Source organism: Kumtagia sp. (assembly GCF_059502445.1).
The window spans coordinates 15,533-39,081 of sequence record NZ_JCACER010000012.1 but is presented as its reverse complement, the minus strand read 5'-3'; the positions used below and the strand labels follow the sequence as shown (position 1 = coordinate 39,081).

Below are 23,549 nucleotides of genomic sequence, written 5' to 3'. Positions count from 1 at the left end.
TTTGCAAGGCCGCCTCGGGCTCCCGACGCGGCCTTTTCATTTTCGCACAAGCTTCGGCAGATAGCCTCCAGCGAAAGCCGTGTGGAGCCCTTGATCCGTGCCGGAGCAAATCCAGAAGATCGTCGTCAACCTGCAGGAGTTCGGCCCGCGCCGCCTCGCCATCATGGCGGGCGTCACCGTCCTCATCATGGCCGTCCTCGGCGTCGCCTCCGTCTACCTCAACCGGCCCGCCTACGAGACGCTCTATGTCGGCCTCGAGCGCTCCGACGTGAACCAGATCGGGCTGGTGCTCGGCGAGGCCGGCATCGGCTTCGACGTCGCCTCGGACGGCACCACCGTGCTCGTGCCGGCGGGCCGGACGGCGGCGGCACGCATGCTGCTCGCCGAAAAGGGCCTGCCGACCAGTGCCAATGCCGGCTACGAGCTGTTCGACAATGTCGGCTCTCTCGGCCTCACCTCCTTCATGCAGCAGGTGACGCGCGTGCGCGCCCTGGAGGGCGAGATCGCCCGCACCATCCAGTCGATCAGCGGCATCAAGGCGGCACGCGTCCACATCGTCATGTCGGAACGCGCCAGCTTCCGCCGCGACGAGCAGCAGCCCTCCGCCTCCGTGGTCATCCGCGCCACCGACCTGATCGCCTCGCGCAGCGCCGGCGCCATCCGCCATCTGGTGGCCGCGGCCGTGCCGGGACTGGGCGTCGACAAGGTCACCGTGCTCGACTCCAGCGGCACGCTGCTCGCCGTCGGCGACGATCCGACGAATTCCAGCGTCAGCCGCTCGATGGGGGTGGCACGCGACATCGAGATGCAGGTCGAGGAGAACATCCGCCGGGCGCTCGCTCCCTATCTCGGCCCCGACAACTTCCGCGCCAGCGTCAAGGCCGACGTCAACACCGACCTGCGCCAGTCCGAGGAGACGATCTTCGATCCGGAGTCGCGGGTCGAGCGCTCGGTCCAGGTCGTGCGCTCGAACGAGAACACCAGCCAGCAATCCGCCGCGGCGCCGGCCTCGGTCGACCAGAACCTGCCAGAGACCGAGGCGCCGACGACCCAGGGCCCGCAGTCCTCGGGACAGAGCGAGCGCCGGGAAGAGACCACCAACTACGAGATGAACTCCAAGCGCATCTCGACCACCAGCAACGGCTACACGCTGACCAGGCTGTCGATCGCCGTCGTCGTCAACCAGCAGCGGCTGGCCGCCGTCCTCGGCGAAGGCGCCACGCCGGAGCGGATCGGCGCGCGCATAGCCGAGATCGAGAAGCTGGTGGCCTCCGCCGCCGGCGTCGAGGACGCGCGCGGCGACAGGCTGAACGTCTCGGCCGTCGAATTCATCGACGGGCTGGACGGCAGCGAGATCGCCATGCCGGGCCTTCTCGACAAGGCGGGCCAGCATGTCGGCACGCTGATCAACGCCGCGGCCTTCATCGTCGTGGTTTTCCTGCTCGCCTTCTTCGGCCTGCGCCCGATGATCTCGGCGCTGCAGAAGTCCGGAGCGGCAGCCGCAATCGCCGGCCCGTCCTTCGAGGAGGTGCAGCGATCGCTTCCCAATCCCGAGCAGGGAGAGGCCGTCGCGGCACTGCCCGGCCGCGGCGGCGGGTCGACGCCGCTCGACGACCTGCGCCAGAAGCTGAAGCCCGCGCCGCAGGAGCGGCTGGCCCGCATGGTCGATCTCAATGAGGAGCGCACGGCCCTCATCCTGCGCAAATGGGCCAACCCGGAAGCGGCGGGCTGATGGCGGCGCTGAGGCTCATAGACGCGCTGCCGGACTTCGGCGCGCCGGTCCACGCCGAACGCGAGGCACGCACGCCCGATACGGTGCACAGGCCCGCCTCGCCGCCGCAGCCTCCGGCTGTCGACATCGAGGGGATGATCCGCGCCGCGGTGGCGCGCGCGGAGGAGGCACTGGCGGCGCGGCTTGCCGCCGAGCACGAGGCGGCCCTGCAGGCGGAACGCAAGCGTTACGCCGAAGAGCTTCAGGCTCTGGCAAGATCCTTCGGGGACGAAGCCGGTGCAACCATCGCCGCCAGGCTCGCCGAGATCGAGCGCGGCGTCGGCGAGCACGTCTCGGCGGCGGTCGCCCGTCTGCTCGGCGGCATCCTCAGCGGCGACCTCCAGCGCCGATCGCTCGACAGCCTCGCCAAGGCGATCGCGGCGGCGGTCGACGACGCGGATGCGGTGCGCATCGAGGTGCGCGGCCCGCAGTCGCTGTTCTCCGGCCTGAGCACGGCACTCGCCGGCCATGCCGCCAGCCTCCACCACGTCGAGGCCGACGGCTTCGACCTTTCCGTCACCATCGACGGCACCGTCTTCGAAACCCGCCTGTCCGAGTGGTCGGCGATCCTGTCGGAGGTGCTGTCGTGAGCGCCGGCGAACCCAATCGCGAGATCGTCATCGTGCGCCGTGCGCATGGCGACCATGACGACGATCACCACGGCGGCGTCTGGAAGATCGCCTTCGCCGACTTCATGACGGCGATGATGTGCTTCTTCCTGGTCATGTGGCTGATCAACGCCTCGAACGAGCAGACCAAGGCAGCGGTCGCCAGCTACTTCAATCCTGTCAAGCTGGTCGACCGCAACGCCACCCGCAAGAGCCTGGAGGAGGTCGGCGAAGGTTCGGAGCAGACGGCGCCCGAGACGGAGAAGCCGGAGACCAAGGGCGGCGCCGCGAAGTCCGGCCCGTCCTCCAACGAGGGCACCGTCGACAGTTCCGATATCAAGAAGGAGGCGGACGAGAAACTCTTCGCCGATCCCTATGCGGTGCTGGCGGAGATCGCTTCGGACACCGGCATCAAGCAGAACATCAGCGACAAGGGCGACGGCGGCGCGCAGCTTGCCGGCCCGGCCACCGGCGCTTCCGGCGGCGAAGCCTATCGCGACCCCTTCGCGCCGGATTTCTGGTCGCAGCAGGTGGCCCTGCCGAGCGAGGCCGAGGCGAGCGCCGAGCCGGAGCGGACGGTCGAAGGCGGCACCGGAGAAAGCGCCGGCGACGGCCTGAGCGAGGCAGGAGCGGCAGACGCGCAGCCGCATTCGCCCGCTACGCCCGAGCAGGCTGAACAAGCCAAGGCCGAAGGGCGGGAAAAGACCGACAAGCCCGAACTGCCGCCGGCTCCCACGGCGGAGGCGCGCGCGACCGCCGACCGCATCCGCCAGGAGCTCGCCCGGGCGCTGCTGCCGGGCGACAAGATGAAGGACGGCATCACGGTGGTGGCGACCGACAAGGGTGTGCAGGTGTCGGTCACCGACCAGCTCGATTTCGGCATGTTCGAGATCGGCTCGGCGATGCCGCGCCGCGAGCTCGTGCTCGCCATGGAGAAGATCGGCAAGGCGATCGGCAACCAGGCCGGCCGGGTGACCATCGCTGGCCATACCGACGCCCGCCCCTACAGGGGAAGCGGCTACGACAACTGGCGGCTGTCCACCGCGCGCGCCCATTCGGCCTATTACATGCTTGTGCGCGCCGGCCTCGACGAGAAGCGCATCACCGAGGTGGCCGGCTTCGCCGACCGCAAGCCGAAGGACCCGTCCACACCGCTCGCCGCCGCCAACCGCCGCATCGAGATCCTGCTCGAGATCGGCGGATGAAGGCGGCGCCGGCTTTCGCGGCAGCGCTGCTCGCCGCCGCGCATCTGGCAGGCGCCGCCGGCGCAGCCCCGGCGGGCGAGCTCGAGCCATACCAGATGGTGCGTTCGCTCCAGCACGTGCAGGACCGCGTCGCGACCGGCGACCATGCGGCGCTGCCGATCCAGCGCCGCCTGCTCGAGATGATCGACCGGCGCCTGCGCACGGCGAGCGCGGCCGAACTGATGCAGCCCGTCAACGTCCAGGCCATGCTGATCTACGCGATGAGCGGCGGCAATCCGGCGACGTTGCAGTCCATCCTGGAGCGGCTGCATCTCGGCGAGCGGGACGGCCGCATCGCTGCCGGCATCATCGGCTATCTCAACGGCGGCACCCGCTCGGCCGCAGCGGCGCTGAAGCCGATCGAGCCGATGCGCGAACCGGCCGAGATCGGCGCCTTCCTGGCGCTGCTGAAGGGCTCGCTGACGTCGCTGGAGGATCCGCGCAGCGCCCTCGGGCTGTTCGACCAGGCACGGCTGCTGTCTCCGGGCACGCTGGTCGAAGAGGCGGCGCTGCGCCGTTCCGTCGCCCTGGCGGCGACAACGGGAGACTCCGGCCGGTTCGTCCAGGCCGCCGGCCAATATGTGCGCGGCTATATCCGCTCCCCCTATGCCAGCCAGTTCGCCGATGCCTTCGTCTCGGGCGTCGTCACGCTGCACGACACCGTCGATCTCGACGCGGTCGAGGCCGTGGCGGCGTTCATGAATCCGGAACAGCGCAAGGTGGTCTATCTCAGGATCGCGCGCCGCGCCGCCATCGACGGGCTGGTGGAGCTTTCCAACTTCGCCGCCGCCAAAGCGGCCGCCATCGACGTGCCCACCGAGGAGCCTCAGGACCCGCGCCTGCTCCTCTATTCGAGCCTCACCGGTGTAGCCAGCGAGCCGGCCGAAACCATCAGGGCGAGGCTTGCCGGCATAGATCGCGGCAAGCTTTCCGATGGAGACCGCAAGCTCCTGGAAGCCGTGCTTGCCGTCAGCGACGAGATCGTCGGCAAGCCGGCGCCGCAAAAGCCCGCGGCAACGAAAGCGGCCAAGCCGCCAGCCGCCGAGGGAACGGCTCAGATATCCGCACCGGCGGAGCTCGCCGAACCGGACCCCGACATACCGGTTGCGGCCGCCGTGGCGGACGAGGAGCCCGCGATGCCGCCCGTCTCCGATATGCCGCGCGCTGTCGAAGCGCCCACACCTGCACCGGCACCGACAATGGCGGCCGAAGCACCGGCGACCGCGGTCGCACCGGAAGAACCAGCCGATCCGACCCTTGCCGAAGGACGCAAGAGATTGGCGGAGATCGATGCCTTGCTGGCGGGAGCCACGGATTGAGAACGACGGAAACGCTCGACGCCAGCTTGCCGAAGCCGAGGCAGGCGCATCGCCCCGCTGCTCCCGGACGCGGCGACGTTTTTCGCGTCCTTCTGGAAGCAGGCGACGCGGCCAAGCCCGAGCCCCGCAAGGCCGCCCGCGCGGATGGCGAGCCGCCACCGGCGGCAGGCTCCGGTCGGCAGGAAAATACCCCGCTGGAGCGGCGTGTCGCTCGCAGGGACCGTGCCGACGGGTCCGAGCCGCAGGACAGAACCCTGCCGCGAGACGACTTGACGACTGGCTGGCCGATGCCGGCCATGTCCGCGACTCCGCCTTCAAGCCAAAATGTCGGCGTCTTGGCGGACGGTATCGATCAGCCACGGCAGTCGACCGATTTGCGGGACGAAGCAGGCCCAGCCGAGCCGTCAGCCGCCGAAGAAGGGAGTTCGGCATCGCCAAGGCCGGAAACGGGTGACACCGCTATCCAGCAACGGCAGGGCGACGAGACCGTGGCGGGTGGTCCGGCGGACACGCCGAGGCGAACCGCAGCTCGGCCGTCCGACAACGGCGAAACGCAGTCCCGGCAGGATTTGGAGCAATCCGGCAAAACCGCACCCAAGGACGTTCCTCCGATCGCGACGGCGGTCCAGGCTATCGCCGCCTCGACGGCAACCTCCGCCACCGCGATACCGGCGGATGCCACCGCCGCAGGCGCGGGGCATGTCAGGACGACCGCCACGCGCGCCACCGAACCGCAATCGGGCGGCGACAGCGCCCCGGAACACAGGAAGAGTCTGGAACGGACCGGAAGCCTGCCGACCGAATCTCGTCGGGAAATCCTGCTCGTCGAGGTGTCCGCCAGTCACAACAGCACTACCGCCGACGGCGAGCCGGGTCAGCCATCCGCCGTTCCCGCCCCGGCACGATCCCAGCCGGGCCGGGCGACCTTCGCCGCCGAACTGACCGCAGCCGCCGCGAACTATACCCTGCCCGCCTCCAGGGAACACGGTTCCGACGTCTCCCCCGCTCCGTCATTGCAGTGGTCGCCGGTGGCCATGCTCGCCGGGCGACCGCCGCAGGCCACGTCTCCGGCATCCCTGGTGGCTTCCATTCTCGCTGCCGAGCCAAGTTGGCAGTCCGCGGCTGTTGCGTCCGCGACACAGTCACAGGCCGTTCACGCTTATGTGTCGCCGAGAGTGCTGCAGATACAGCTCAATCCGAGCCGTCTTGGCGTCGTGACGGCCACCCTGCGCCTATCCGGAGCACAACTGACGATCGAGCTGGCCGCCTCCAGCGCCGAAGCGCGCGAGCATCTCAAGGGCGAGGAACACGTCATCGAGAAGGCTATCAGAGCCTTGGGCTACGACGTCGGCCAGGTTTCCGTAATACAATCTTCAGTTGTGATCGCCACGCATTCCCGGACGGACATCCCCGTGTCGTCCGGGCCAGCGCGCGACCAGCCGTCGACCGATGCAGGCCCGTCGTCGGGTAGCGGCGGGCAATCGAACTCCCGGCAAGGAGGAGACCATGGAGCGGAGCGTTCCGGCCAGGCTGGCGGCAAGCTTGCGGCCGATCCTGGCGGCGGCCGCGGTCTTTACATCTAGCGCCTGCCTTCCCGCCGCCGCCGCTCCGGCCAATGCCTGCGAACCCGAGATCCTGCGGGCGGCGGACCGCTACGGCGTGCCGGTCGGCATCCTCTATGCCGTCGGCCTCACCGAGACCGGCAACAAGGGCAGCCTTCAACCCAACGCATTGAACATAGAAGGAAAAGCCGTCTTTCCCGGCAGCCGCGAACAGGCCGTCGCCGCCGTGGAGGAAGCACGCCGGGGCGGCGCGAAACTCATCGATCTCGGCTGCATGCAGATCAATCATCACTATCATTCGCAGCACTTCGCCGGCACCCGCGACATGCTCGATCCGCGCAAGAACGTCGACTACGCCGCGCGCTTCCTGGTCAGCCTTCATGCGCGCCATCGGACCTGGTCTATGGCCGTCGCCCGCTATCATGCCGGCCCCGACAACGACCCCGCGCAGAAGCGCTATGTCTGTCGGGTCATCGCCAACATGGTCGCCACCGGCTTCGGAAAGTGGACGCCGAACGCCCGGACATTCTGCAACTAGTAGTAGTTCATACTGGCCGACATGTCGCGCCGACCCTGACGTCGCGGACTGCCGGCCACCACCGCGGCCGCCATCCTCTCTCCCGCAACCCTCGACCGCAGGGTACAACTTTCGCGCGTTCCGACTCCCAAGAAACCATCCACAAGAAATCATGGTTTTTCGGGCGACGCCGTCGCGTTTACCCCTCGTTCACCAGTTCACTACGAATGATTCGGAGGCGGGCCGATGATCGTGATCGTGGACGAGCGGAAGCTCGTCACTGAGGGCTATTCTTCGCTGTTCTACCGCGAAGGCGTTGCCACAACGGGGTTCAGATCGAGCGAGTTCGGGGAATGGGTCTCCAGCGCCGCGGATGAGGATCTGAGGTCGGTACGGGCCGTCCTCATCGGCGATTGCGGACAACCGGTGTCGCCGCGATCGATCCGCGACCGCACCCGCGCGCCGGTGATCGCGCTCAGCGATCAGCATTCGCTGGAGAACACGCTGCGGCTCTTCGAGTCGGGTGTCGACGACGTGGTCCGCAAGCCGGTCCATATCCGCGAGATCCTGGCGCGCATCGCCGCCATCCGCCGCCGCGCCGAGGACGAGAAGGAGCCGGAAGTGGCCGGCCGCATGCGCATCTTCATGGATGGGCGCGATCCCGAGATCGACGGCGAGCCCCTGCCGCTGCCGCGCCGCGAACGGCGCATCCTCGAATACCTGGCCTCCAACAACGGCCGCCGGGTCACCAAGACGCAGGTGTTCAACGCCATTTACGGGCTGTTCGACAACGACGTCGAGGAGAACGTCGTGGAGAGCCACATCAGCAAGCTGCGCAAGAAGCTGCGCGAGAGGCTCGGCTTCGATCCGATCGATTCCAAGCGCTTCCTCGGCTACCGGCTGGTCGCCTGACGGCATCGGCCCGGGCCGCGCCGACAGCCTCGCGCAAGACAGCGCGGTTAGCCTCTGTCGAAGCCTGAATCTTGAGGAGACCTTCCGATGAGCCTCTACGGAATGATGCGGACCGGCGTGTCGGGAATGAACGCGCAGGCCAACCGCCTCTCCTCGGTAGCCGACAACATCGCCAATGCCAACACCACCGGCTACAAGCGTTCGAGCACGGAATTCTCGTCGCTGGTCATCCCCTCGGCCGGCGGCAACTACGCCTCCGGCGGCGTGACCACGGTCGTGCGCAACGCCGTCTCGCAGCAGGGGGATCTGCGCTTCACCAATTCGGGAACCGACCTTGCCATCAACGGCAACGGCTTCTTCATCGTCCAGGACGACTCGGGCCAATCCTTCATGACGCGGGCCGGCGCCTTCACCCCGGACGACCAGGGCCGGCTGGTCAATGCGGCCGGCTTCGTCCTGATGGGCTACAGCTACGCCAACGGCACGCCGAGCGCCAACGCCAACGGGTTCGGCGGCCTCGAGCCGGTGAACGTAAAGCTCAACGAGATCACGGCGAGCCCCAGCCGCACCGGCATCTTCAGCGCCACCCTGCCGGCCAGCGCCGACATCGTCGATCCGGACGACCTGCCCTCGGAGAATGGCAGCGGCGCGAAACATACCGCGAAGTCCTCGCTGCTCGCCTATGACAATCTCGGGCGGGAGGTGCTGCTCGACGTCTACAGCACCAGGACCGGCGAGAACACATGGGAGGTCGCCATCTACAACCAGGCGGATGCCGCGGCGAACACCTCGTTCCCTTACGGCCAGCCGGCTCTGGCGACACAGACGCTCACCTTCGACGGCACCACCGGCAAGCTGACAGGCACCAGCCAGACGAGCATCACGCTCGACGTTCCCGGTGGCGCCAGCCTCGCCATCGACCTGTCGGGCATGAAGCAGCTCGGCCAGCAGTACTCGGTCAGCACCGCGAAGCTCGACGGCTCGGCGCCGAGCGCGATCGACACGGTGCAGATCGGCAACGACGGCATCGTCTACGCCCAGTACGGCGACGGCTCGATCAAGCAGCTCTACCGCATCCCCGTGGCGACGGTGCAGAGTCCGGACCAGTTGCAGGTTCTCGCCGGCAACGTGTTCGCCGAAAGCCCGCTCTCCGGCACGCCGGAAGTCGGTTTCCCCGGCGAGAGCTCGCGCGGCTCGATCGTTTCGGGCGCGCTCGAAAGCTCGAACGTCGACATCGCCGAGGAGCTGACCAACATGATCGAGTCGCAGCGCAGCTACACCGCGAATTCCAAGGTGTTCCAGACGGGCGCCGATCTGATGGACGTTCTCGTCAATCTCAAGAGGTAAGGCCGGCCGCGAGGGGCGTCGCCGCGAACGCCGCTCCGGTCGCCTGAAAGTCAGCAGGTATGTCGCTTTCCACCGCCCTCAACATCGCCCAATCCTCCCTGCTCAACACCGGGCGCCAGACGAGCGTCGTTTCGCGGAACATCCAGGAGCAGAACAATCCGGACTACACGCGCCGCGTGGCGACGCTTTCCAGCCTCGCCCCCGGATCGCGCGTCGACGTCCAGCGCGCCACCAACGAGCAGCTGTTCAAGCAGAACCTTGCCGCCCTGTCGGCATGGAGCGCCCAGGGCACGCTCTATGACGGGCTCGAGCGCCTCGAGATCGCGATCAACGGGGTCGACAACGGCTCCTCCGCGGCGACCGTCCTGGGCAAGTTCCAGGAAGCGCTGCAGACCTACTCGGCCTCGCCGTCCAACCGCAGCATCGGCGAGAACGCTGTCGACGCCGCACGGCAGGTCGTGCGCACGCTGAATGCCGGCACCGCTTCGATCCAGGCTTTCCGGGTCGACGTCGACGGCGAGATCGCCGGCGCGGTGAACGAGCTGAACGGATTGCTGACGCAGTTCAAGGAAGCCAACGACACGGTGGTCATCGGCACGCGCGCCGGGCGCGACGTGGCCGACGCCCTCGACCGGCGCGATGCGCTGCTGAAGAAGATTTCCGACTACGTGCCGCTCTCCACCCTGTCGCGCAACGACAACGACATGGTGCTGATGACCAGGGACGGCGCGACCCTGTTCGAGAAGGTGCCGCGCACCGTCTCCTTCGAGCCGGCCACCTCCTACGGCGCCGGTTCGGCCGGAAACCCGGTCTATATCGACGGCGTGCCGATCAACCTCGGCGCCGGCGGTAACACCGACGCGTCCGGCAAGATCGCCGGCCTCGTCCAGTTGCGCGACGGCGTGGCGCCGCTGATGCAGGCCCAGCTCGACGAGATGGCGCGCGGCCTGATCACCGCCTTCGCCGAGACCGGAACGGGCGTGCCGGCCGCCGCCGGCCTGTTCACCTGGTCCGGAGCCCCCGCCGTCCCGGCCGAAGGAACGCTGGTCGACGGGCTCGCAGGCGCGATCCGCATCAACGCGGCCTTCGATTCCAGCGCCGGCGGCAATCCGGAACTGCTGCGCGACGGCGGCGCCAACGGCGCGGCTTATGTCGTCAACACCTCCGGCGGCGCCGGCTACGCCGACCTGCTGATCGACTATGGCGACCGCATGGACCGGCCGATGCAGTTCGACAGCGCCGCCGGGCTGGCGACGACGCTTAGCCTCAGCAGTTTCTCGACCGCCGCGGTCGGCTGGTTCCAGGCCGTCCGGCAGGACGCCTCGGCAGCAGCCGAGCAGAAGGAGGCGCTGGCCGTCCGCACGCGTGAAGCCCTCTCCAACGCCACCGCCGTCGACGTCAACACCGAAATGGCGCTGCTGCTCGAGCTGGAGCATTCCTTCGATGCCTCCGCCCGGCTGATGAAGGTGATCGACGACATGCTGGCCTCGCTCCTTGCGGCGGTGAGATAGCCATGAAGACGACCTCCGTCTCCACCGCCGCCCTTTCTCAGTCCCTACGCTTCTCGCTGGTCCGGGCCCAGATGGAACTCACCAGGGCGCAGAAGGAACTGCAGACCGGCAAGGTCGCCGACACCGGGCTTGCCCTCGGCGCGGGAACCGCCCGGACGGTATCGCTGACGCGCGACTTCGAACGCATGCAGGGCATCGTCGATTCCAACAGCCTGATCTCCGGCCGGCTGAAGATAACCCAGGATGCGCTGAAGCAGATCGCCGAGGCCTCCCAGACCTTCCTGTCGACGCTGACCACCAGCAGCTCGGGCGACGCGCTCGGCAATGTCACGCAGGCCAGCGCCCGGACAATGCTGGATCAGCTCACCGGCATCCTGAACACCAGCTACAATGGCGAGCACATCTTCGCCGGCACCAATACCGACGTGACGCCGATCGACGACTTCACCGCCCCGGGCTCGGGCGCCAAGGCCGCCTTCGACGCCGCCTTCCAGGCGCATTTCGGCTTCCCGAAAACCGATCCGGCCACGGCCTCGATCACCGCGGCCGAGATGGACGGCTTCCTCGCCAGCGCCGTGGAGCCGCAGTTTCTCGGCGGCGGCTGGGAGGCCAACTGGTCGTCAGCCACGGACCAGAAGATCGTCAGCCGGGTGACGCTGACCGAGACGACCGAGACCTCCGTGAGCGCCAACGACGTCGGCATGCGCAAGCTCGCCATGGCGGCCGCCACCATCACCGACCTGTTCGACGGCAATCTCGGGCCGGGCGCACGGCAGGCGCTGATCGACCGCGCCTTCACGCTCGTGTCGGAGGCGGTCGGCAGCATCGCCGACCTGCAGGCCACGACCGGCCTCATCGAGAAGCGCGTAAGCGACGCGACGGCGCGGCTGAACGTGCAGATCGACCTGTTCGAACGCCAGATCGGCAACCTGGTCAGCGTCGATCCCTATGAAGCCAAGACCCGCGTGGACGCCCTGCTCGGCCAGGTCGAGGTGTCCTACGCCCTGACGGCCCGCTTCCAGCAACTCAGCCTCCTGCGCTTCCTCAGCTAGGAACGGAACACGGACAGAAGATGTACCAATTCTCCTATGCCGACATACAGACCGACTCGGTCGCCGACGCGCGGGACCGGGAACGGCAGTTGCTGGACCGTTGCATCGTCCTGCTCGATGAGGCGCGCCAGGCCGGTTCCGATTCGATCAAGGCCATCGAGGCCCTGCATTTCACCAACCGCCTTTGGACGACCCTCGTCGAGGATCTCGGCAGCGCCGAGAACGCCCTTCCCAAGGACCTGCGCGCCAACCTCATCTCCATAGGCTTGTGGGTGCTGCGCGAGGCCGAGGAAGTGCGTCAGGGGCGCTCGGACAATTTCGACGGACTGATCGAGGTGTCGCAGATCATTCGGGACGGGATACGATGAAACCGACATTGAAGCTCTCGCTCAAGGCTAACGAGAAGATCTATCTGAACGGCGCGGTGATCCGCGCCGATCGCAAGGTGACGATCGAACTTCTCAACGACGTGCAGTTCCTGCTCGAAAGCCACGTGCTTCAGGTCTCGGAGGCCTCGACGCCGCTGCGCCAGCTCTACTTCATGGTGCAGGTCATGCTGATGGACCCTAGCGGTGCGCAGCAGGCCCGCGACATGTTCCGCAAGTCGCTGCCACTACTGATCGCCAGCTTCGACGATGCGCGCATCTCGTCCGCCCTCAAGCAGGTGGATGCGCTGGTCAGCGAAGGCTCGGTGTTCGAGGCGCTGAAGACGATCCGCTCGCTCTACGGCCTGGAAGCCGCCGCGATGGGAAACACCAACGACGTCGGGCAGCCCCTGCGGCTGGTCGCGGCGGGAGGTTGAGGCGATGGTCACGGCGGTCAACTCCGTTCAGCAGAACAGCACGACGACCACAACCGATTCGGCGTCGAAGACGGCGGTCGACTACCAGTCCTTCCTGCGGCTGCTCGTCGCCGAGATGAAGAACCAGGATCCGACCAATCCGATGGACTCCACCCAGTACGTGGCCCAGCTCGCCGCGTTCTCGCAGGTCGAGCAGTCCGTGCAGATCAACAACCGCCTCGACCAGTTGCTGCAGGCGTCCACGCTTGCCCAGGCCGACGCCCTGATCGGCAGGACCGTCACCTCCGCGGACGGCAAGACCAGCGGCGTCGTGCAGGAAGTGCGCCTGACCTCCAACGGCGCCGTCGCCGTGCTGGAAGGCGGCAAGCAGGTCACCGTCGGCCCCGGCATCGTCATTTCGCAAGGTTCGTGAGCCGCACGCGTGAACGAGGCCGACGCGCTCGACATCGTCCAGTTCGCCATCTGGACCGTGCTGACGGCCTGCGGCCCGGCCGTCGGCGTCGCCATGGTCGTCGGCATGGGCATCGCGCTCGTCCAGGCGCTGACGCAGATCCAGGAGATCACGCTCACCTTCGTTCCCAAGATCGTCGCCATCCTGCTGGTGATCGCACTGACCGGGCCTTTCATCGGCGGCCAGATCTCGGCCTTCGCCAACGTGATCTTCGAGCGCATCGAGACGGGGTTCTGACGGGACCGCCCACCCTCGCACAAGCTTGACCGTCTAGCCTGATCCCGCCGGGCGATGCTCCGGCATCGGATCGAAGCGGAAGGCGGCATGGCAGTCACCGACACCCTGACGGCGGGCACGCCGGCGCGAAACAGCCGCGACATCTTCTTCGCGCTCGGCATCGTCGTCATCCTGGCGGTGCTGTTCCTGCCGATCCCGGCCTTCCTGATCGACATCGGCCTGGCCTTCTCGATCGCGCTGTCGGTGCTGATCCTGATGGTGGCATTGTGGATCCAGCGGCCGCTCGACTTCACGTCCTTCCCGACGATCCTGCTGATCGCCACCATGCTGCGGCTGTCGCTCAACATCGCGACCACCCGCATGATCCTGTCGCATGGCAGCGAAGGAACGCATGCGGCCGGCTACATCATCAGCGGCTTCTCGCAACTGGTCATGAGCGGCGACTTCGTCATCGGCCTGATCGTCTTCCTGATCCTGATCGTCGTCAATTTCATCGTCATCACCAAGGGCGCGACGCGCATCGCCGAGGTCGGCGCCCGCTTCACGCTGGACGCCATCCCGGGCAAGCAGATGTCGATCGACGCAGACCTCTCGGCCGGGGTCATCGACGACAAGACCGCGCAGTTGCGCCGCCGCGAGCTGGAAGAGGAAAGCTCCTTCTTCGGCTCCATGGACGGCGCCTCCAAATTCGTGCGCGGCGACGCCATCGCCGGCCTGATCATCACCGCCGTCAACATCGTCGGCGGCATCGCCATCGGCTATTTCCGTCACGACATGGGCATGGCGGAAGCGTCCGACGTGTTCATAAAACTGTCGGTCGGCGACGGCCTGGTCACCCAGATCCCGGCGCTCATCGTCTCGCTCGCCGCCGGCCTGCTGGTCTCCAAGGGCGGCACCCGCGGCTCGGCCGACCAGGCCGTGTTCGGCCAGCTCGGCGCCTATCCGCGCGCGCTCTATGTCGCCGCCGGCCTGCTGGTGCTGCTGGCGCTGATGCCCGGCCTGCCGATGTTCCCGTTCCTCTTCTTCGCCGTCGCGATGGCGGCCATCGGCTACCTCATCCCGCTCCGCCACAGGCGCCGGATGGAGGAAGAGGCGGCGATCGCGCAGCAGGAAACGGTCGCCAAGGAGGACGAGGAGAAGAACTCGGTCAAGGCCTCGCTGAGGACCGCCGAGATCGAGTTGCTGATCGGCAAGCAGCTCTCCACCAAGCTGCTGGTCTCGCACCAGGAGCTCGCCTTCCGCATGGCCAAGATGCGCAAGAAGTTCGCCTCGCAATACGGCTTCGTCGTTCCCGAGGTGAGGCTGACCGACGATCTGGCCCTGCAGAGCAAGAGCTACCAGATCAAGATCCACGGTACGGTCGTCGCCGAGCACCAGATGCGCGTCGGCGAGCTCATGGTGCTGCTGGGCAAGCGCGACGTGCCGGAAATCCCCGGCGAGGAGGTGCGCGAGCCGGCTTTCGGCATGCGCGCCTATTCGGTGCCGGAGATGTTCGCCGAGGATCTGAAGCGCGAGCAATACGCCTATGCCGACAACATGTCGGTGCTGCTCACACATCTCTCCGAGGTCATCCGCAACAACCTGCCGCAGCTTCTCTCCTACAAGGACATGAAGGCGCTGCTCGAGCGCCAGGACGCGGAATACAAGAAGCTCGCCGACGAGATCTGCACCTCGCACATCTCCTATCCCGGCCTGCAGGCGGTGCTGAAGCTGCTGCTCGCCGAGCGCGTGTCGATCCGCAACCTGCATCTGATCATCGAGGCGATCGCCGAGATCGCGCCGCATGTGCGCCGCACCGAGCAGATCGTCGAGCATGTGCGGGTGCGCATGGCCCAGCAGATCTGCGGCGACCTGTCGGAGGCCGGCGTGCTCAAGGTGCTGCGGCTCGGCAACCGCTGGGACCTCGCCTTCCACCAGGCCCTCAAGCGCGACGCCAAGGGCGAAATCCGCGAATTCGACATCGATCCGCGCCAGCTCGAGGAATTCGGCCAGGAGGCGACCAAGGCGATCCGCACCCATATGGAGGCCGGCGAGCGCTTCGCCATCGTCACCGCGCCGGACGCACGCCCCTATGTGCGCATGATCATCGAGCGCCTGTTCACCACGCTGCCCGTGCTCAGCCATGTCGAGATCGCCAAGGGGGTGGAGATCCGCATTCTCGGCACCATATCGTGAGCGGACTGACCGAAAGCGTCGTCGTCGCGGCGTTCCTCGCCTTCTGCCGTATCGGCGGCTGCTTCATGATCATGCCGGGCCTTTCCAGCGCGCGCGTGCCGATGCAGGTCAGGCTGTTCGTCGCGATCGCCGCGACGGGCGCGCTGCTCATGCATCTGTGGGACCAGATCCTGCCCTTCGCCAGCCGCGAGCCGGCGATCCTCGTTCCCATGGTGATCTCCGAACTGCTGACCGGGGGGCTGATCGGCCTGGTGGCGCGTCTCTACATGCTGGCGCTGCAGTTCGTCGGCTCGGGCATCACCATGCTGATCGGGCTCGGCGGCGGCGCGGCGCCGGGCATCGAAAGCGGCGAGCCGCAAAGCGCGCTGGGCGACATCATCTCGCTGTCCGCGCTGCTGCTCCTGTTCGTCTTCGATTTCCACCACGACATCGTCCGGGCGCTGGTGCGATCCTACGAGATCGCTCCGGTCAATGTCTTCTTCGACCCGCGCCGGGCGCTGGTCGACGTCACCGACACCCTTGGCGAATCCTTCCTCATCGCCCTGCGGCTGGGCAGCCCGTTCGTCGCCTATGCCATCCTGGTCAACCTGAGCATAGGCTTCGTCAACAAGCTGACGCCGCAGATACCGGTCTACTTCATCTCACTGCCGATGGTGATCGCCGGCGGGCTCATCCTCTTCTACTTCGCCGTCGCGACCATGCTCAGACTGTTCGCCGACGGTTTCCTGCCGACGGTCCTGGGAGTGTGAGGCATGACCAGCCGCCGGGAAAGGCTGCGCAAGCTGGTGGTGGTGCAGGAGCAGTTGAAGTCGCTGCACGAGACGCGCCATGCCGGCTATGTCGTCGCGGCCGCCGCCGCCAGCGCCGACGCGCAGGAACTCGCCGCCCGCTTCGACGCGGAAGGCTCGCTCGCCGGCCTCTTCCCGGAGGTCTACAACCGGCGCATCTCGACGGCGCTGGGCAAGGCACAGGCGAATCTCAGGCTGGCCGAGACCGAGGCGCAGCGCATCGCCACCGCCACCGCCCGCACCAACATGGTCGCGCGCGCCTGGCGCGACGCGGCGCGACTGGACGACCGCGCGAACACCGAGCGCGAATTGCTGGAGTTACTGGAACGCAAACCGGGCGACGACGGCAAGTAAGGCTCCCACAAGCTTTCGCGTCCACAGTGGACACAGACAACCGGAGAAGCCTGCCCTTGGCGATTTCCCCACCGAGCGACATCGTGCTCGACGTTGCCCGCGCGGTCGAGCCGGCGGGTCTCGAAGCCGCGCGCACGGCGCTGGCGCAGCGGACCGGCGCGGCGGCGCCGGCCGGCGTGGACGCCGCGTTCTCGCTGGCGGAAGCGTCCGGCACGGCGCGGCGCGGCGAGCCGGTGGCGCAGGCCGATGCCTTCAAGCGCTTCGAGGCCGTCGTGCTGAAGACCTTCATCCAGACCATGCTGCCCAAGGATGCCGAGCAGGTGTACGGCAAGGGCCTGGCCGGCGACATGTGGAAGTCGTTGATGGCCGAGAAGATGGCCGACGCCGTGACCGAGCGCGGCGGCATCGGCATCGCCTCGCGGCTGCTGGCCGACCACTATGTCGAGAACGAGAAGCGGCTGCCGCTCGGTCCCGTCTCGCACGGGCCTGAACAATCGGAAAGCGACCGCCAGTCGGCGCTGTCGACGGCGCTCGTCCATGACCTGCAGCGCAAGGCGGCGCAGTCGCTGACCGGCAGCCGCGACGACGCGCCCGGCAGCAGCCAATCGTAAGCGTACGGAAACCGACCCATGAGCAATCACCCCTCGCCCGCCCTGCGCACCGGCGCCAACGATGCCGGCTCGCCCGGTCGCCCGGCCAACCTGGCCACCATCATCGCGCGCATCGAAGAGGCGGTGGATGCCGAGACCGCAGGGCTCCGGAGCGACCGCGATTTCGACCTGGCCTCCTCCAATGCGCGCAAGAGCCGCCATCTCTATGAACTCACCCGCGCCATGAAGGGCGTCGGCGAAGCCGAGGCTCTCGCCGAGCATCGCGACGGCCTGACACGGCTGCGCGACAAGCTTGCGCGCAACGAGGCGACGATCCGGGCGCATCTCAGCGCCGTCAACGAGGTTGCCACACTGATGCGCGACGTCATCCGCAAAGCCGAGGCCGACGGCACCTATTCGGCCTCTGAATTCGGATACGGCACGTGATCAAATTCGTCCTCGCCGCGGCCTGGATCTGCCTGGCGACGCTCGGCGCGGTCTTCTACGCGTTTCAGGCCGCCGGCGCGAAGTCCGCCGATGCGGCCTCCCGCCCGGCCTCGATCATGGGCGGGCTCGACTACGTCAAGACGGAGGTGATCTCCGTGCCGCTGGTCCGCGACTCGGTCGTGCACGGCTACTTCCTCGCCCGCCTGGTCTATACGGTCGAGCCGGCGGAACTGCGCAAGCTGGTGGTGCCCGCCGAGGCGCTCATCACCGACGCCGTCTATTCCTACATCTACTCCAGTCCCCTCCTCGACCTGCGGAAGCAGAAGACGCTCGATCTCGAGGCTTTCCGCGCCGGCATCCGCGACGGGATCAACAAGCGCGTCGGACAGAACCTCGTTCAAGATGTGTTGATCGAGCAGGTCGACTATCTCACCAAGGACGAGATCCGCGCCAACGCGGCGAAGCGGCGAAAGCCGGGCGGCGACAAGGTCGTGACCTTCGGAAAGCGCGAGGACACCGGCGCGCCGGACGAGGCCGCTTCCGCCGATTGACCCGGCGGCAGGCGGACTGGCAGTTGACCGGCGTCATGCCGATGACGTAACCGTCAGCCAGTTTGACAGCCATGCGCCGAACCACGGCGGCTGCCCTGGGCAGGCATGGCCGGCCGATCGCGACAACCAGGAGGACGGAATGGGCGTTCAGCAAATCGTGGAACAGTTGCGGCCGCGGGTCGAAAGCTCGGATTTCGGCAAGTCCGTGAAGTTCGACACCGGAAGCGACGGGGTCATCGTCATCGACGGCACGACGATCTCGACCGCCGACGCCCCGACCGACTGCACGATCTCGCTGACGCTCGACGATCTGGAGGCGCTGCTCTCCGGCGACCTCAGCCCGACCATGGCCTTCATGACGGGGCGCATCAAGGTCCAGGGCGACATGTCGGTCGCCATGGCGCTGAGTCAGTTGCTTTGAGGCAGTAGGCAATCGGCAGTAGGCAGTAGGAACCCAATCCTACTGCCTACTCTCACGCCGCCCGCGGCAGACGCGTGGCGGCGTTGGCTTTCCGGCCGGCCGGGCGCAGCACGCCGCCGGCGCCGTCGAGCGCGCCGGGCACGAGCTCAAGCGCCAGCAGGCGGTGCTTCTCATAGGGTCCCGGCATCGCCAGCGATCCCGTCTTCTCCGCCGAGAAGCCGAAGCGGCCGTAATAGAGCGGGTCGCCGACGAGCAGGACCGCCTTGTGGCCGAGCCGCTTCGCCTCGGCGATGGCGTTCCGCATCAGAGCCGATCCGATGCCGGCGGCTTTCATCGACGGATCGACGGCCAGCGGGCCGAGCAACAGCACCCCCTCCCCCCTCGAGGGGGAGGTGCCGCCGAAGGCGGCGGTGCGGGTTGCCGCGGCAGCGCTCGGCGCCCCGGCGGTGCCTTCTGAGGCTACCCCCTCTGGCCGCTTCGCGGCCATCTCCCCCTCGAGGGGGGAGCTTCCCAGCGCCACATCCCACAGCCGCACCGTGCCGACGATGCGACCTCTCTCGTCCTTGGCCACCAACGCCAGGCCTTGCGACGGTCTGCGGCCGCGGCGCAGCTTCTCCGACGACTTGCGCCTGCGGCCCGGCCCCATGGCGCGGTCGAGCAGCGCTTCGCGTGCCAAGGCGTCGACGGCCTGCTCGGCGACGATCGTGTAGTTCGGAATATCGGTATCGACTGCATTCACTTCGAAAAATCCTTCACAAGCGGAGGTCTGTTCCACAAGCGAACCCGTCGCCGGCGAGATGGCGCCGGCGATCGGGAAGTGATCTGAGGGGCTGTGAGCCCGTCAGATCACGTAGGATCGGAGAGGCTCGAAGCCGTTGAAGGCGACCGCCGAATAGGTGGTCGTGTAGGCGCCGGTGCCCTCGATCAGCACGTCGTCGCCAATGGTCAGCGACAGCGGCAGCGGGTACGGCGTCTTCTCGTAGAGCACGTCGGCCGAATCGCAGGTCGGGCCGGCGAGCACGCACGGAGACTTCTCATCCTCGTCCCGCGCGGTCACGATCGGGTAGCGGATCGCCTCGTCCATCGTCTCGGCGAGACCGCCGAACTTGCCGATGTCGAGATAGACCCAGCGCACATTGTCATTGTCGGCCTTCTTCGAGATCAGCACGACTTCCGACTTGATGACGCCGGCATTGCCGACCATGCCGCGGCCCGGCTCGATGATGGTCTCCGGGATGCGGTTGCCGAAATGCTTGCGCAGCGCCGCGAAGATCGCCTGGCCATAAGCCTGCGCCGCCGGCACGTCCTTGAGATAGCGGGTCGGGAAGCCGCCGCCCATGTTGACCATCTTCAGCACGATGCCCTCCTCGGCCAGCGTCTCGAAGACGCGCTTGGCGTCGCCCAGCGCGCGGTCCCACGCCGTCAGGTCGCACTGCTGCGAGCCAACATGGAAGGACACGCCATAGGCGTCGAGCCCGAGCGCCTTGGCGCAGCGCAGCACGTCGACCGCCATCGCCGGCACGCAGCCGAACTTGCGCGACAGCGGCCACTCGGCGCCCTCGCCGTCGGTCAGCACGCGGCAGAACACGCGGCTGCCGGGGGCGGCGCGGGCGATCTTCTCGACCTCCTCGACGCAGTCCACCGCGAACAGGCGGATGCCGAGCTCATAGGCGCGAAGAATGTCGCGCTCCTTCTTGATGGTGTTGCCGAAGGAGATGCGGTCGGCGGGCGCGCCCGCGTCCATGGCCATCTCGACTTCGGCAACGGACGCGGTGTCGAAGGACGAGCCCATCGCGGCAAGCAGGCGCAGGATCTCCGGCGCCGGGTTTGCCTTCACCGCGTAGTAGATCCTGGAATCAGGCAGCGCCTTCTCGAAGGCGCGGAAGTTGTCGCGCACGACGTCGAGGTCGACGACGAGGCAAGGCCCGTTCGGACGTCGGGTCGCGAGGAAATCGAGGATGCGCTGCGTGGCCATCGGATCTCTCCAGTCGCGCGGGTGCTGTCCCACGCTTCATTGCAAGGTGCGGACCGCCCTCTGGGCGTTCATCCGCGGTGGACAAAGGGGCGAGACGTCTTCTCGTGGCGCCAGCCGGTGGAGACCCCGGAACCACGAAAACGCGTCACGCGCGTCGGCTTGCTGAGACCTTGCGGTCCGCGCTCGCTTTGTCTGCCTTGGCTTGGATGGGAGACCCGTCCGCACTGCCGGCAATGAAGGTGTGCCTCTTCAGTAATTGTCGGCGTTGGACTGCCGACAGAGACCAGAAAGGCCCGCACCGTCGTTGCTTCAAGACGTCCTCGGATCGGCGGTTGGCCGCTGAACCGACCGGGCTCGTTACCTCCCGGGTACCGTCCCGACATCTCGCCATTCCGAGGGTCGGGGGACGCCCACAGGCACGTGCGACTTTGGGCAAGCGCGATATAGGAATCTTGGCTGTCACAATCAACGAAAAAATGCATCCCGCTTGCAAATAACGGCACATCGAACAATGCTGGGCGAACCAGCCTGATTTGGTGAACGATGACCGTCGCTGCCGATACGTTTCATGCCTTCGTGGAGAGGACGCGACCTCTAGCTCCGGCTGCGGAATCCGGCACGCTGGCGGGCCTGCGGCTGGCGGTTAAGGACATATTCGACGTCGCCGCCCATCGCACCGGCTGCGGCAACCCGCAGAAGCTGGCGCAAGCGCTGGTTGCCGACCGCCATGCGTCCTGCGTGCGGGCGCTGGTCGATTCGGGTGCGCGTCTCGTCGGCAAGACCGTCACCGACGAACTCGCCTTCTCGCTGTTCGGCCAGAACGTGCACTTTCCGCTGCCGATCAATCCGGCGGCGCCCGACCGCTACACCGGCGGCTCGTCCTGCGGATCGGCCGCCGCGGTAGCCGGCGGGCTGGCCGACATCGCGCTCGGCTCCGACACCGGCGGCTCGGTGCGCGCGCCCGCGAGCTTCTGCGGCCTGATCGGGCTGAGGACCACGCATGGCCGCATTGCGATCGACGGCACCATGCCGCTCGCGCCCTCTTTCGACACGGTCGGCTGGTTCGCCGCCGACGTCGAGATCTACGAGGCAGTCGGCAAGATTCTTCTGGGCCGCGACGCCTACCGCGCTCCCCTGACGCGCGCCGTGACGCTGGCTCCCCTGGAGACCTGGCTCGCCGGGCCGCCGGAGGCGGCAGAGTACGGACGCATGAAGCAGCGTGTCGGGCTGCATGTCGAAAAGCTGAGCGCCCTGCCCTTCTCCGCATCGCCGGATGAACTCTATTCCTGCTTCCGCAATCTGCAGGCCTACGAGGCCTGGCAGGCGCACGGCGCCTGGATCACCGCGCATGAGAATACGCTGGGCGCCGGAACGCGCGAACGGTTCCGCTATGGCGAGACGATCGGCGAAGCCACCGTCCAGGCGGAGCGCGAGCGCAGGCAGACGTTCCGCGCCGAGATGGATGCGCTGCTTGCCGACGGCACGGTGCTGGTGCTGCCGACGGTGCCCGGCGCCGCGCCCCTCAAGAACGCGACGCCGGAGGAGCTGCAGGCCTATCGCGAGCGGGCGCTGCACCTGCTCTGCCTCGCCGGGCTGGCTGGCCTGCCGCAGATCACGCTGCCGCTGGGACGCATCCACGGCGCGCCGCTCGGCCTGTCGATTGTCGGCCCCAGGGACAGCGACATCGGGCTGATCCGGCTGGGGCGGAAGATTCTTGCGGGGTTGAGAGCAGAGTGATGTCACCAACGAGCACACCCCCTCCACCACGCTGCGCGTGGTCCCCCTCCCCCGGAAACGGGGGAGGATCAAGGGCGTGCCGGCCTCGCCGCCAGTTCCTCCCCTGCGAAGCGGGGGAGGGGGACCACGCGCAGCGTGGTGGAGGGGGGCCGTGCATTCCTTCACTTGGGTACGCCTGAATGGATACGCTGACCCGCATGCGCGCCTTCCTCGACGTGGTCGAGGCCGAAGGCTTTTCCGCCGCGGCGCGCAAGATCGGCCGTTCCAAGGCGCTGCTGTCGAAATATGTGCGCGAGCTGGAGGACGAACTCGGCGCGCTGCTGCTCAACCGCACCACCCGCCAGTTCTCACTGACCGAGGCCGGCCATACCTATTACAAGCGCGCCTCCGAGATCGTGCGCGAGATCGACAGCCTTGCCGACGCCGTGCGCGAATCCTCCGGCGACGTGCGCGGCCGCATAAAACTGTCGGCGCCGCGCACCTTCGCCGATGCGCCGATCGGCCAATCGCTGATCGACTTCGCCAAGGCGCATCCGGAGATCGTGCTGGAGATCCAGCTCGACGACCGCTTCGTCGACCTGGTCGAGGAGGGGTTCGACCTCGCCATCCGCATCACCCGGCTGGAAAGCTCCTCGCTGATCGCCCGCCGGCTGTCGCCCTTCTCGATAAGGCTCTGCGCCTCGCCCGAAGTGATCGAGAAATACGGCATGCCGGAGCGGCCGCAGGATCTGGCGAGCCGCCCCTGCGTCATCGACACCAACGGCCGCTGGCTGTCGAACTGGCCCTTCGTCGGCGAGAGCGGCGAGACCTTCACGGTCTCGGTCACCGGCCGCATCGAGGTCAACAGCCCGGCGGCGGCGCGCGCCGCGGCCGTCTCCGGCCTCGGCTGGGCCGTGCTGCCCGACTTCATCGCCGAGCCCGACATCGCGGCGGGCCGGCTGATCTCGGTGCTCGACGACCGCATCCCGCGCGGCGGCGGCATCTTCGCCGTCTACCCGCACCGCCGCTATCTGCCGGCGAAGGTGCGCGTGTTCGTCGATTTCCTGGTGCAGTGGTTCAGGAAGAACGGGGCGGCTTGAGCGGAGCCGCCGCGCATCCCTGCGTCAATCTCACCCTGTATCCGGTCCCATTTTCGCCCCGATTCTGGTAATCCTCGGGGATCGCAAATCAGCCCCGGA

At 67.5% G+C, this 23,549-nt stretch carries 25 protein-coding genes; 23 read left to right on the top strand and 2 right to left on the bottom strand.

All coding sequences use genetic code 11. From position 1 onward, the window contains the following. Nucleotides 1–97: 97 nt before the first annotated feature. From fliF to AC5JDC_RS05655, 21 genes are all read left to right on the top strand, one after another. Nucleotides 98–1,732 (top strand): flagellar basal-body MS-ring/collar protein FliF, encoded by a 1,635-nt coding sequence (gene fliF / locus AC5JDC_RS05755; protein ID WP_495839933.1) that lies wholly within the window; start codon nucleotides 98–100, stop codon nucleotides 1,730–1,732. After that, a complete protein-coding gene (locus AC5JDC_RS05750) occupies nucleotides 1,732–2,361 on the top strand; it encodes a hypothetical protein (RefSeq protein WP_495839931.1) in 630 nt (209 codons plus the stop codon). Before fliF ends, AC5JDC_RS05750 begins: the two co-directional genes overlap by 1 nt. Then, entirely contained in the window at nucleotides 2,358–3,584 is a 1,227-nt protein-coding gene (locus AC5JDC_RS05745; RefSeq protein ID WP_495839929.1) for a MotB family protein, read from the top strand. Before AC5JDC_RS05750 ends, AC5JDC_RS05745 begins: the two co-directional genes overlap by 4 nt. Then, nucleotides 3,581–4,942, top strand: coding sequence for a MotC family chemotaxis protein (locus AC5JDC_RS05740; protein ID WP_495839927.1), 1,362 nt, complete (start codon nucleotides 3,581–3,583; stop codon nucleotides 4,940–4,942). The genes AC5JDC_RS05745 and AC5JDC_RS05740 overlap by 4 nt, the downstream gene beginning before the upstream one ends. Next, nucleotides 4,939–6,525 (top strand): flagellar hook-length control protein FliK, encoded by a 1,587-nt coding sequence (gene fliK, locus AC5JDC_RS05735; protein ID WP_495839925.1) that lies wholly within the window; start codon nucleotides 4,939–4,941, stop codon nucleotides 6,523–6,525. Before AC5JDC_RS05740 ends, fliK begins: the two co-directional genes overlap by 4 nt. After that, nucleotides 6,449–7,042 carry a transglycosylase SLT domain-containing protein gene (locus AC5JDC_RS05730; RefSeq protein ID WP_106771409.1) on the top strand — a complete coding sequence of 198 codons (594 nt, stop codon included), beginning with the start codon at nucleotides 6,449–6,451 and terminating at the stop codon, nucleotides 7,040–7,042. The genes fliK and AC5JDC_RS05730 overlap by 77 nt, the downstream gene beginning before the upstream one ends. A 225-nt stretch (nucleotides 7,043–7,267) precedes the next feature. Continuing rightward, a complete protein-coding gene (locus AC5JDC_RS05725; RefSeq protein WP_495839923.1) occupies nucleotides 7,268–7,933 on the top strand; it encodes a response regulator transcription factor in 666 nt (221 codons plus the stop codon). Between the two features lie 87 nt (nucleotides 7,934–8,020). Further along, the gene (locus tag AC5JDC_RS05720) at nucleotides 8,021–9,280 is read left to right on the top strand and encodes a flagellar hook protein FlgE (RefSeq protein ID WP_495839921.1); all 1,260 of its coding nucleotides are present in this window, start codon (nucleotides 8,021–8,023) and stop codon (nucleotides 9,278–9,280) included. A 59-nt stretch (nucleotides 9,281–9,339) separates the two neighbouring features. Continuing rightward, nucleotides 9,340–10,791, top strand: coding sequence for a flagellar hook-associated protein FlgK (flgK, locus tag AC5JDC_RS05715; RefSeq protein ID WP_495839919.1), 1,452 nt, complete (start codon nucleotides 9,340–9,342; stop codon nucleotides 10,789–10,791). 2 nt (nucleotides 10,792–10,793) lie between these two features. Next, nucleotides 10,794–11,843: a flagellar hook-associated family protein gene (locus AC5JDC_RS05710; RefSeq protein ID WP_495839917.1), complete on the top strand. Its 1,050-nt coding sequence runs from the start codon at nucleotides 10,794–10,796 to the stop codon at nucleotides 11,841–11,843. Between the two features lie 20 nt (nucleotides 11,844–11,863). Further along, nucleotides 11,864–12,211 carry a flagellar biosynthesis regulator FlaF gene (gene flaF / locus AC5JDC_RS05705; RefSeq protein WP_106771414.1) on the top strand — a complete coding sequence of 116 codons (348 nt, stop codon included), beginning with the start codon at nucleotides 11,864–11,866 and terminating at the stop codon, nucleotides 12,209–12,211. Further along, nucleotides 12,208–12,645: a flagellar biosynthesis repressor FlbT gene (gene flbT, locus AC5JDC_RS05700; protein ID WP_106771415.1), complete on the top strand. Its 438-nt coding sequence runs from the start codon at nucleotides 12,208–12,210 to the stop codon at nucleotides 12,643–12,645. The genes flaF and flbT overlap by 4 nt, the downstream gene beginning before the upstream one ends. 4 nt (nucleotides 12,646–12,649) lie before the next feature. Continuing rightward, a complete protein-coding gene (gene flgD, locus AC5JDC_RS05695) occupies nucleotides 12,650–13,057 on the top strand; it encodes a flagellar hook assembly protein FlgD (protein WP_106771416.1) in 408 nt (135 codons plus the stop codon). A gap of 9 nt (nucleotides 13,058–13,066) precedes the next feature. Then, a complete protein-coding gene (gene fliQ, locus AC5JDC_RS05690; RefSeq protein ID WP_106771417.1) occupies nucleotides 13,067–13,333 on the top strand; it encodes a flagellar biosynthesis protein FliQ in 267 nt (88 codons plus the stop codon). Nucleotides 13,334–13,420: 87 nt separating this feature from the next. Beyond that, nucleotides 13,421–15,508, top strand: coding sequence for a flagellar biosynthesis protein FlhA (gene flhA, locus AC5JDC_RS05685; RefSeq protein WP_106771534.1), 2,088 nt, complete (start codon nucleotides 13,421–13,423; stop codon nucleotides 15,506–15,508). After that, nucleotides 15,505–16,257 carry a flagellar biosynthetic protein FliR gene (fliR, locus tag AC5JDC_RS05680; RefSeq protein WP_495839913.1) on the top strand — a complete coding sequence of 251 codons (753 nt, stop codon included), beginning with the start codon at nucleotides 15,505–15,507 and terminating at the stop codon, nucleotides 16,255–16,257. The genes flhA and fliR overlap by 4 nt, the downstream gene beginning before the upstream one ends. A 3-nt stretch (nucleotides 16,258–16,260) precedes the next feature. Then, nucleotides 16,261–16,650, top strand: coding sequence for a hypothetical protein (locus AC5JDC_RS05675; RefSeq protein WP_495839911.1), 390 nt, complete (start codon nucleotides 16,261–16,263; stop codon nucleotides 16,648–16,650). 56 nt (nucleotides 16,651–16,706) lie between these two features. Next, nucleotides 16,707–17,261 carry a rod-binding protein gene (locus AC5JDC_RS05670; RefSeq protein WP_106771420.1) on the top strand — a complete coding sequence of 185 codons (555 nt, stop codon included), beginning with the start codon at nucleotides 16,707–16,709 and terminating at the stop codon, nucleotides 17,259–17,261. Nucleotides 17,262–17,279: 18 nt separating this feature from the next. Next, nucleotides 17,280–17,687 carry a hypothetical protein gene (locus tag AC5JDC_RS05665; RefSeq protein WP_495839909.1) on the top strand — a complete coding sequence of 136 codons (408 nt, stop codon included), beginning with the start codon at nucleotides 17,280–17,282 and terminating at the stop codon, nucleotides 17,685–17,687. Continuing rightward, complete coding sequence (locus tag AC5JDC_RS05660) at nucleotides 17,684–18,238, top strand: hypothetical protein (RefSeq protein ID WP_495839907.1); 555 nt, start codon at nucleotides 17,684–17,686, stop codon at nucleotides 18,236–18,238. The genes AC5JDC_RS05665 and AC5JDC_RS05660 overlap by 4 nt, the downstream gene beginning before the upstream one ends. Nucleotides 18,239–18,377: 139 nt before the next feature. Next, entirely contained in the window at nucleotides 18,378–18,659 is a 282-nt protein-coding gene (locus AC5JDC_RS05655; protein ID WP_495839905.1) for an SCP2 sterol-binding domain-containing protein, read from the top strand. 52 nt (nucleotides 18,660–18,711) lie between these two features. On the opposite strand, the gene AC5JDC_RS05650 is transcribed toward AC5JDC_RS05655, so the two are convergent. Together AC5JDC_RS05650 and odc2 are read right to left on the bottom strand one after the other, a co-directional pair. Then, on the bottom strand, nucleotides 18,712–19,398 hold the full coding sequence (locus AC5JDC_RS05650; RefSeq protein ID WP_495839903.1) for a GNAT family N-acetyltransferase: 687 nt from the start codon (nucleotides 19,396–19,398) through the stop codon (nucleotides 18,712–18,714). 102 nt (nucleotides 19,399–19,500) lie between these two features. Further along, entirely contained in the window at nucleotides 19,501–20,634 is a 1,134-nt protein-coding gene (odc2, locus tag AC5JDC_RS05645; protein WP_495839901.1) for an ornithine/lysine decarboxylase, read from the bottom strand. 543 nt (nucleotides 20,635–21,177) lie between these two features. Between odc2 and AC5JDC_RS05640 the strand changes: the two genes are divergently transcribed. Then, complete coding sequence (locus AC5JDC_RS05640; RefSeq protein WP_495839899.1) at nucleotides 21,178–22,371, top strand: amidase; 1,194 nt, start codon at nucleotides 21,178–21,180, stop codon at nucleotides 22,369–22,371. Nucleotides 22,372–22,550: 179 nt separating this feature from the next. Further along, nucleotides 22,551–23,450, top strand: coding sequence for a LysR family transcriptional regulator (locus tag AC5JDC_RS05635; RefSeq protein ID WP_495839897.1), 900 nt, complete (start codon nucleotides 22,551–22,553; stop codon nucleotides 23,448–23,450). The last annotated feature ends 99 nt before the right edge of the window (nucleotides 23,451–23,549 follow it).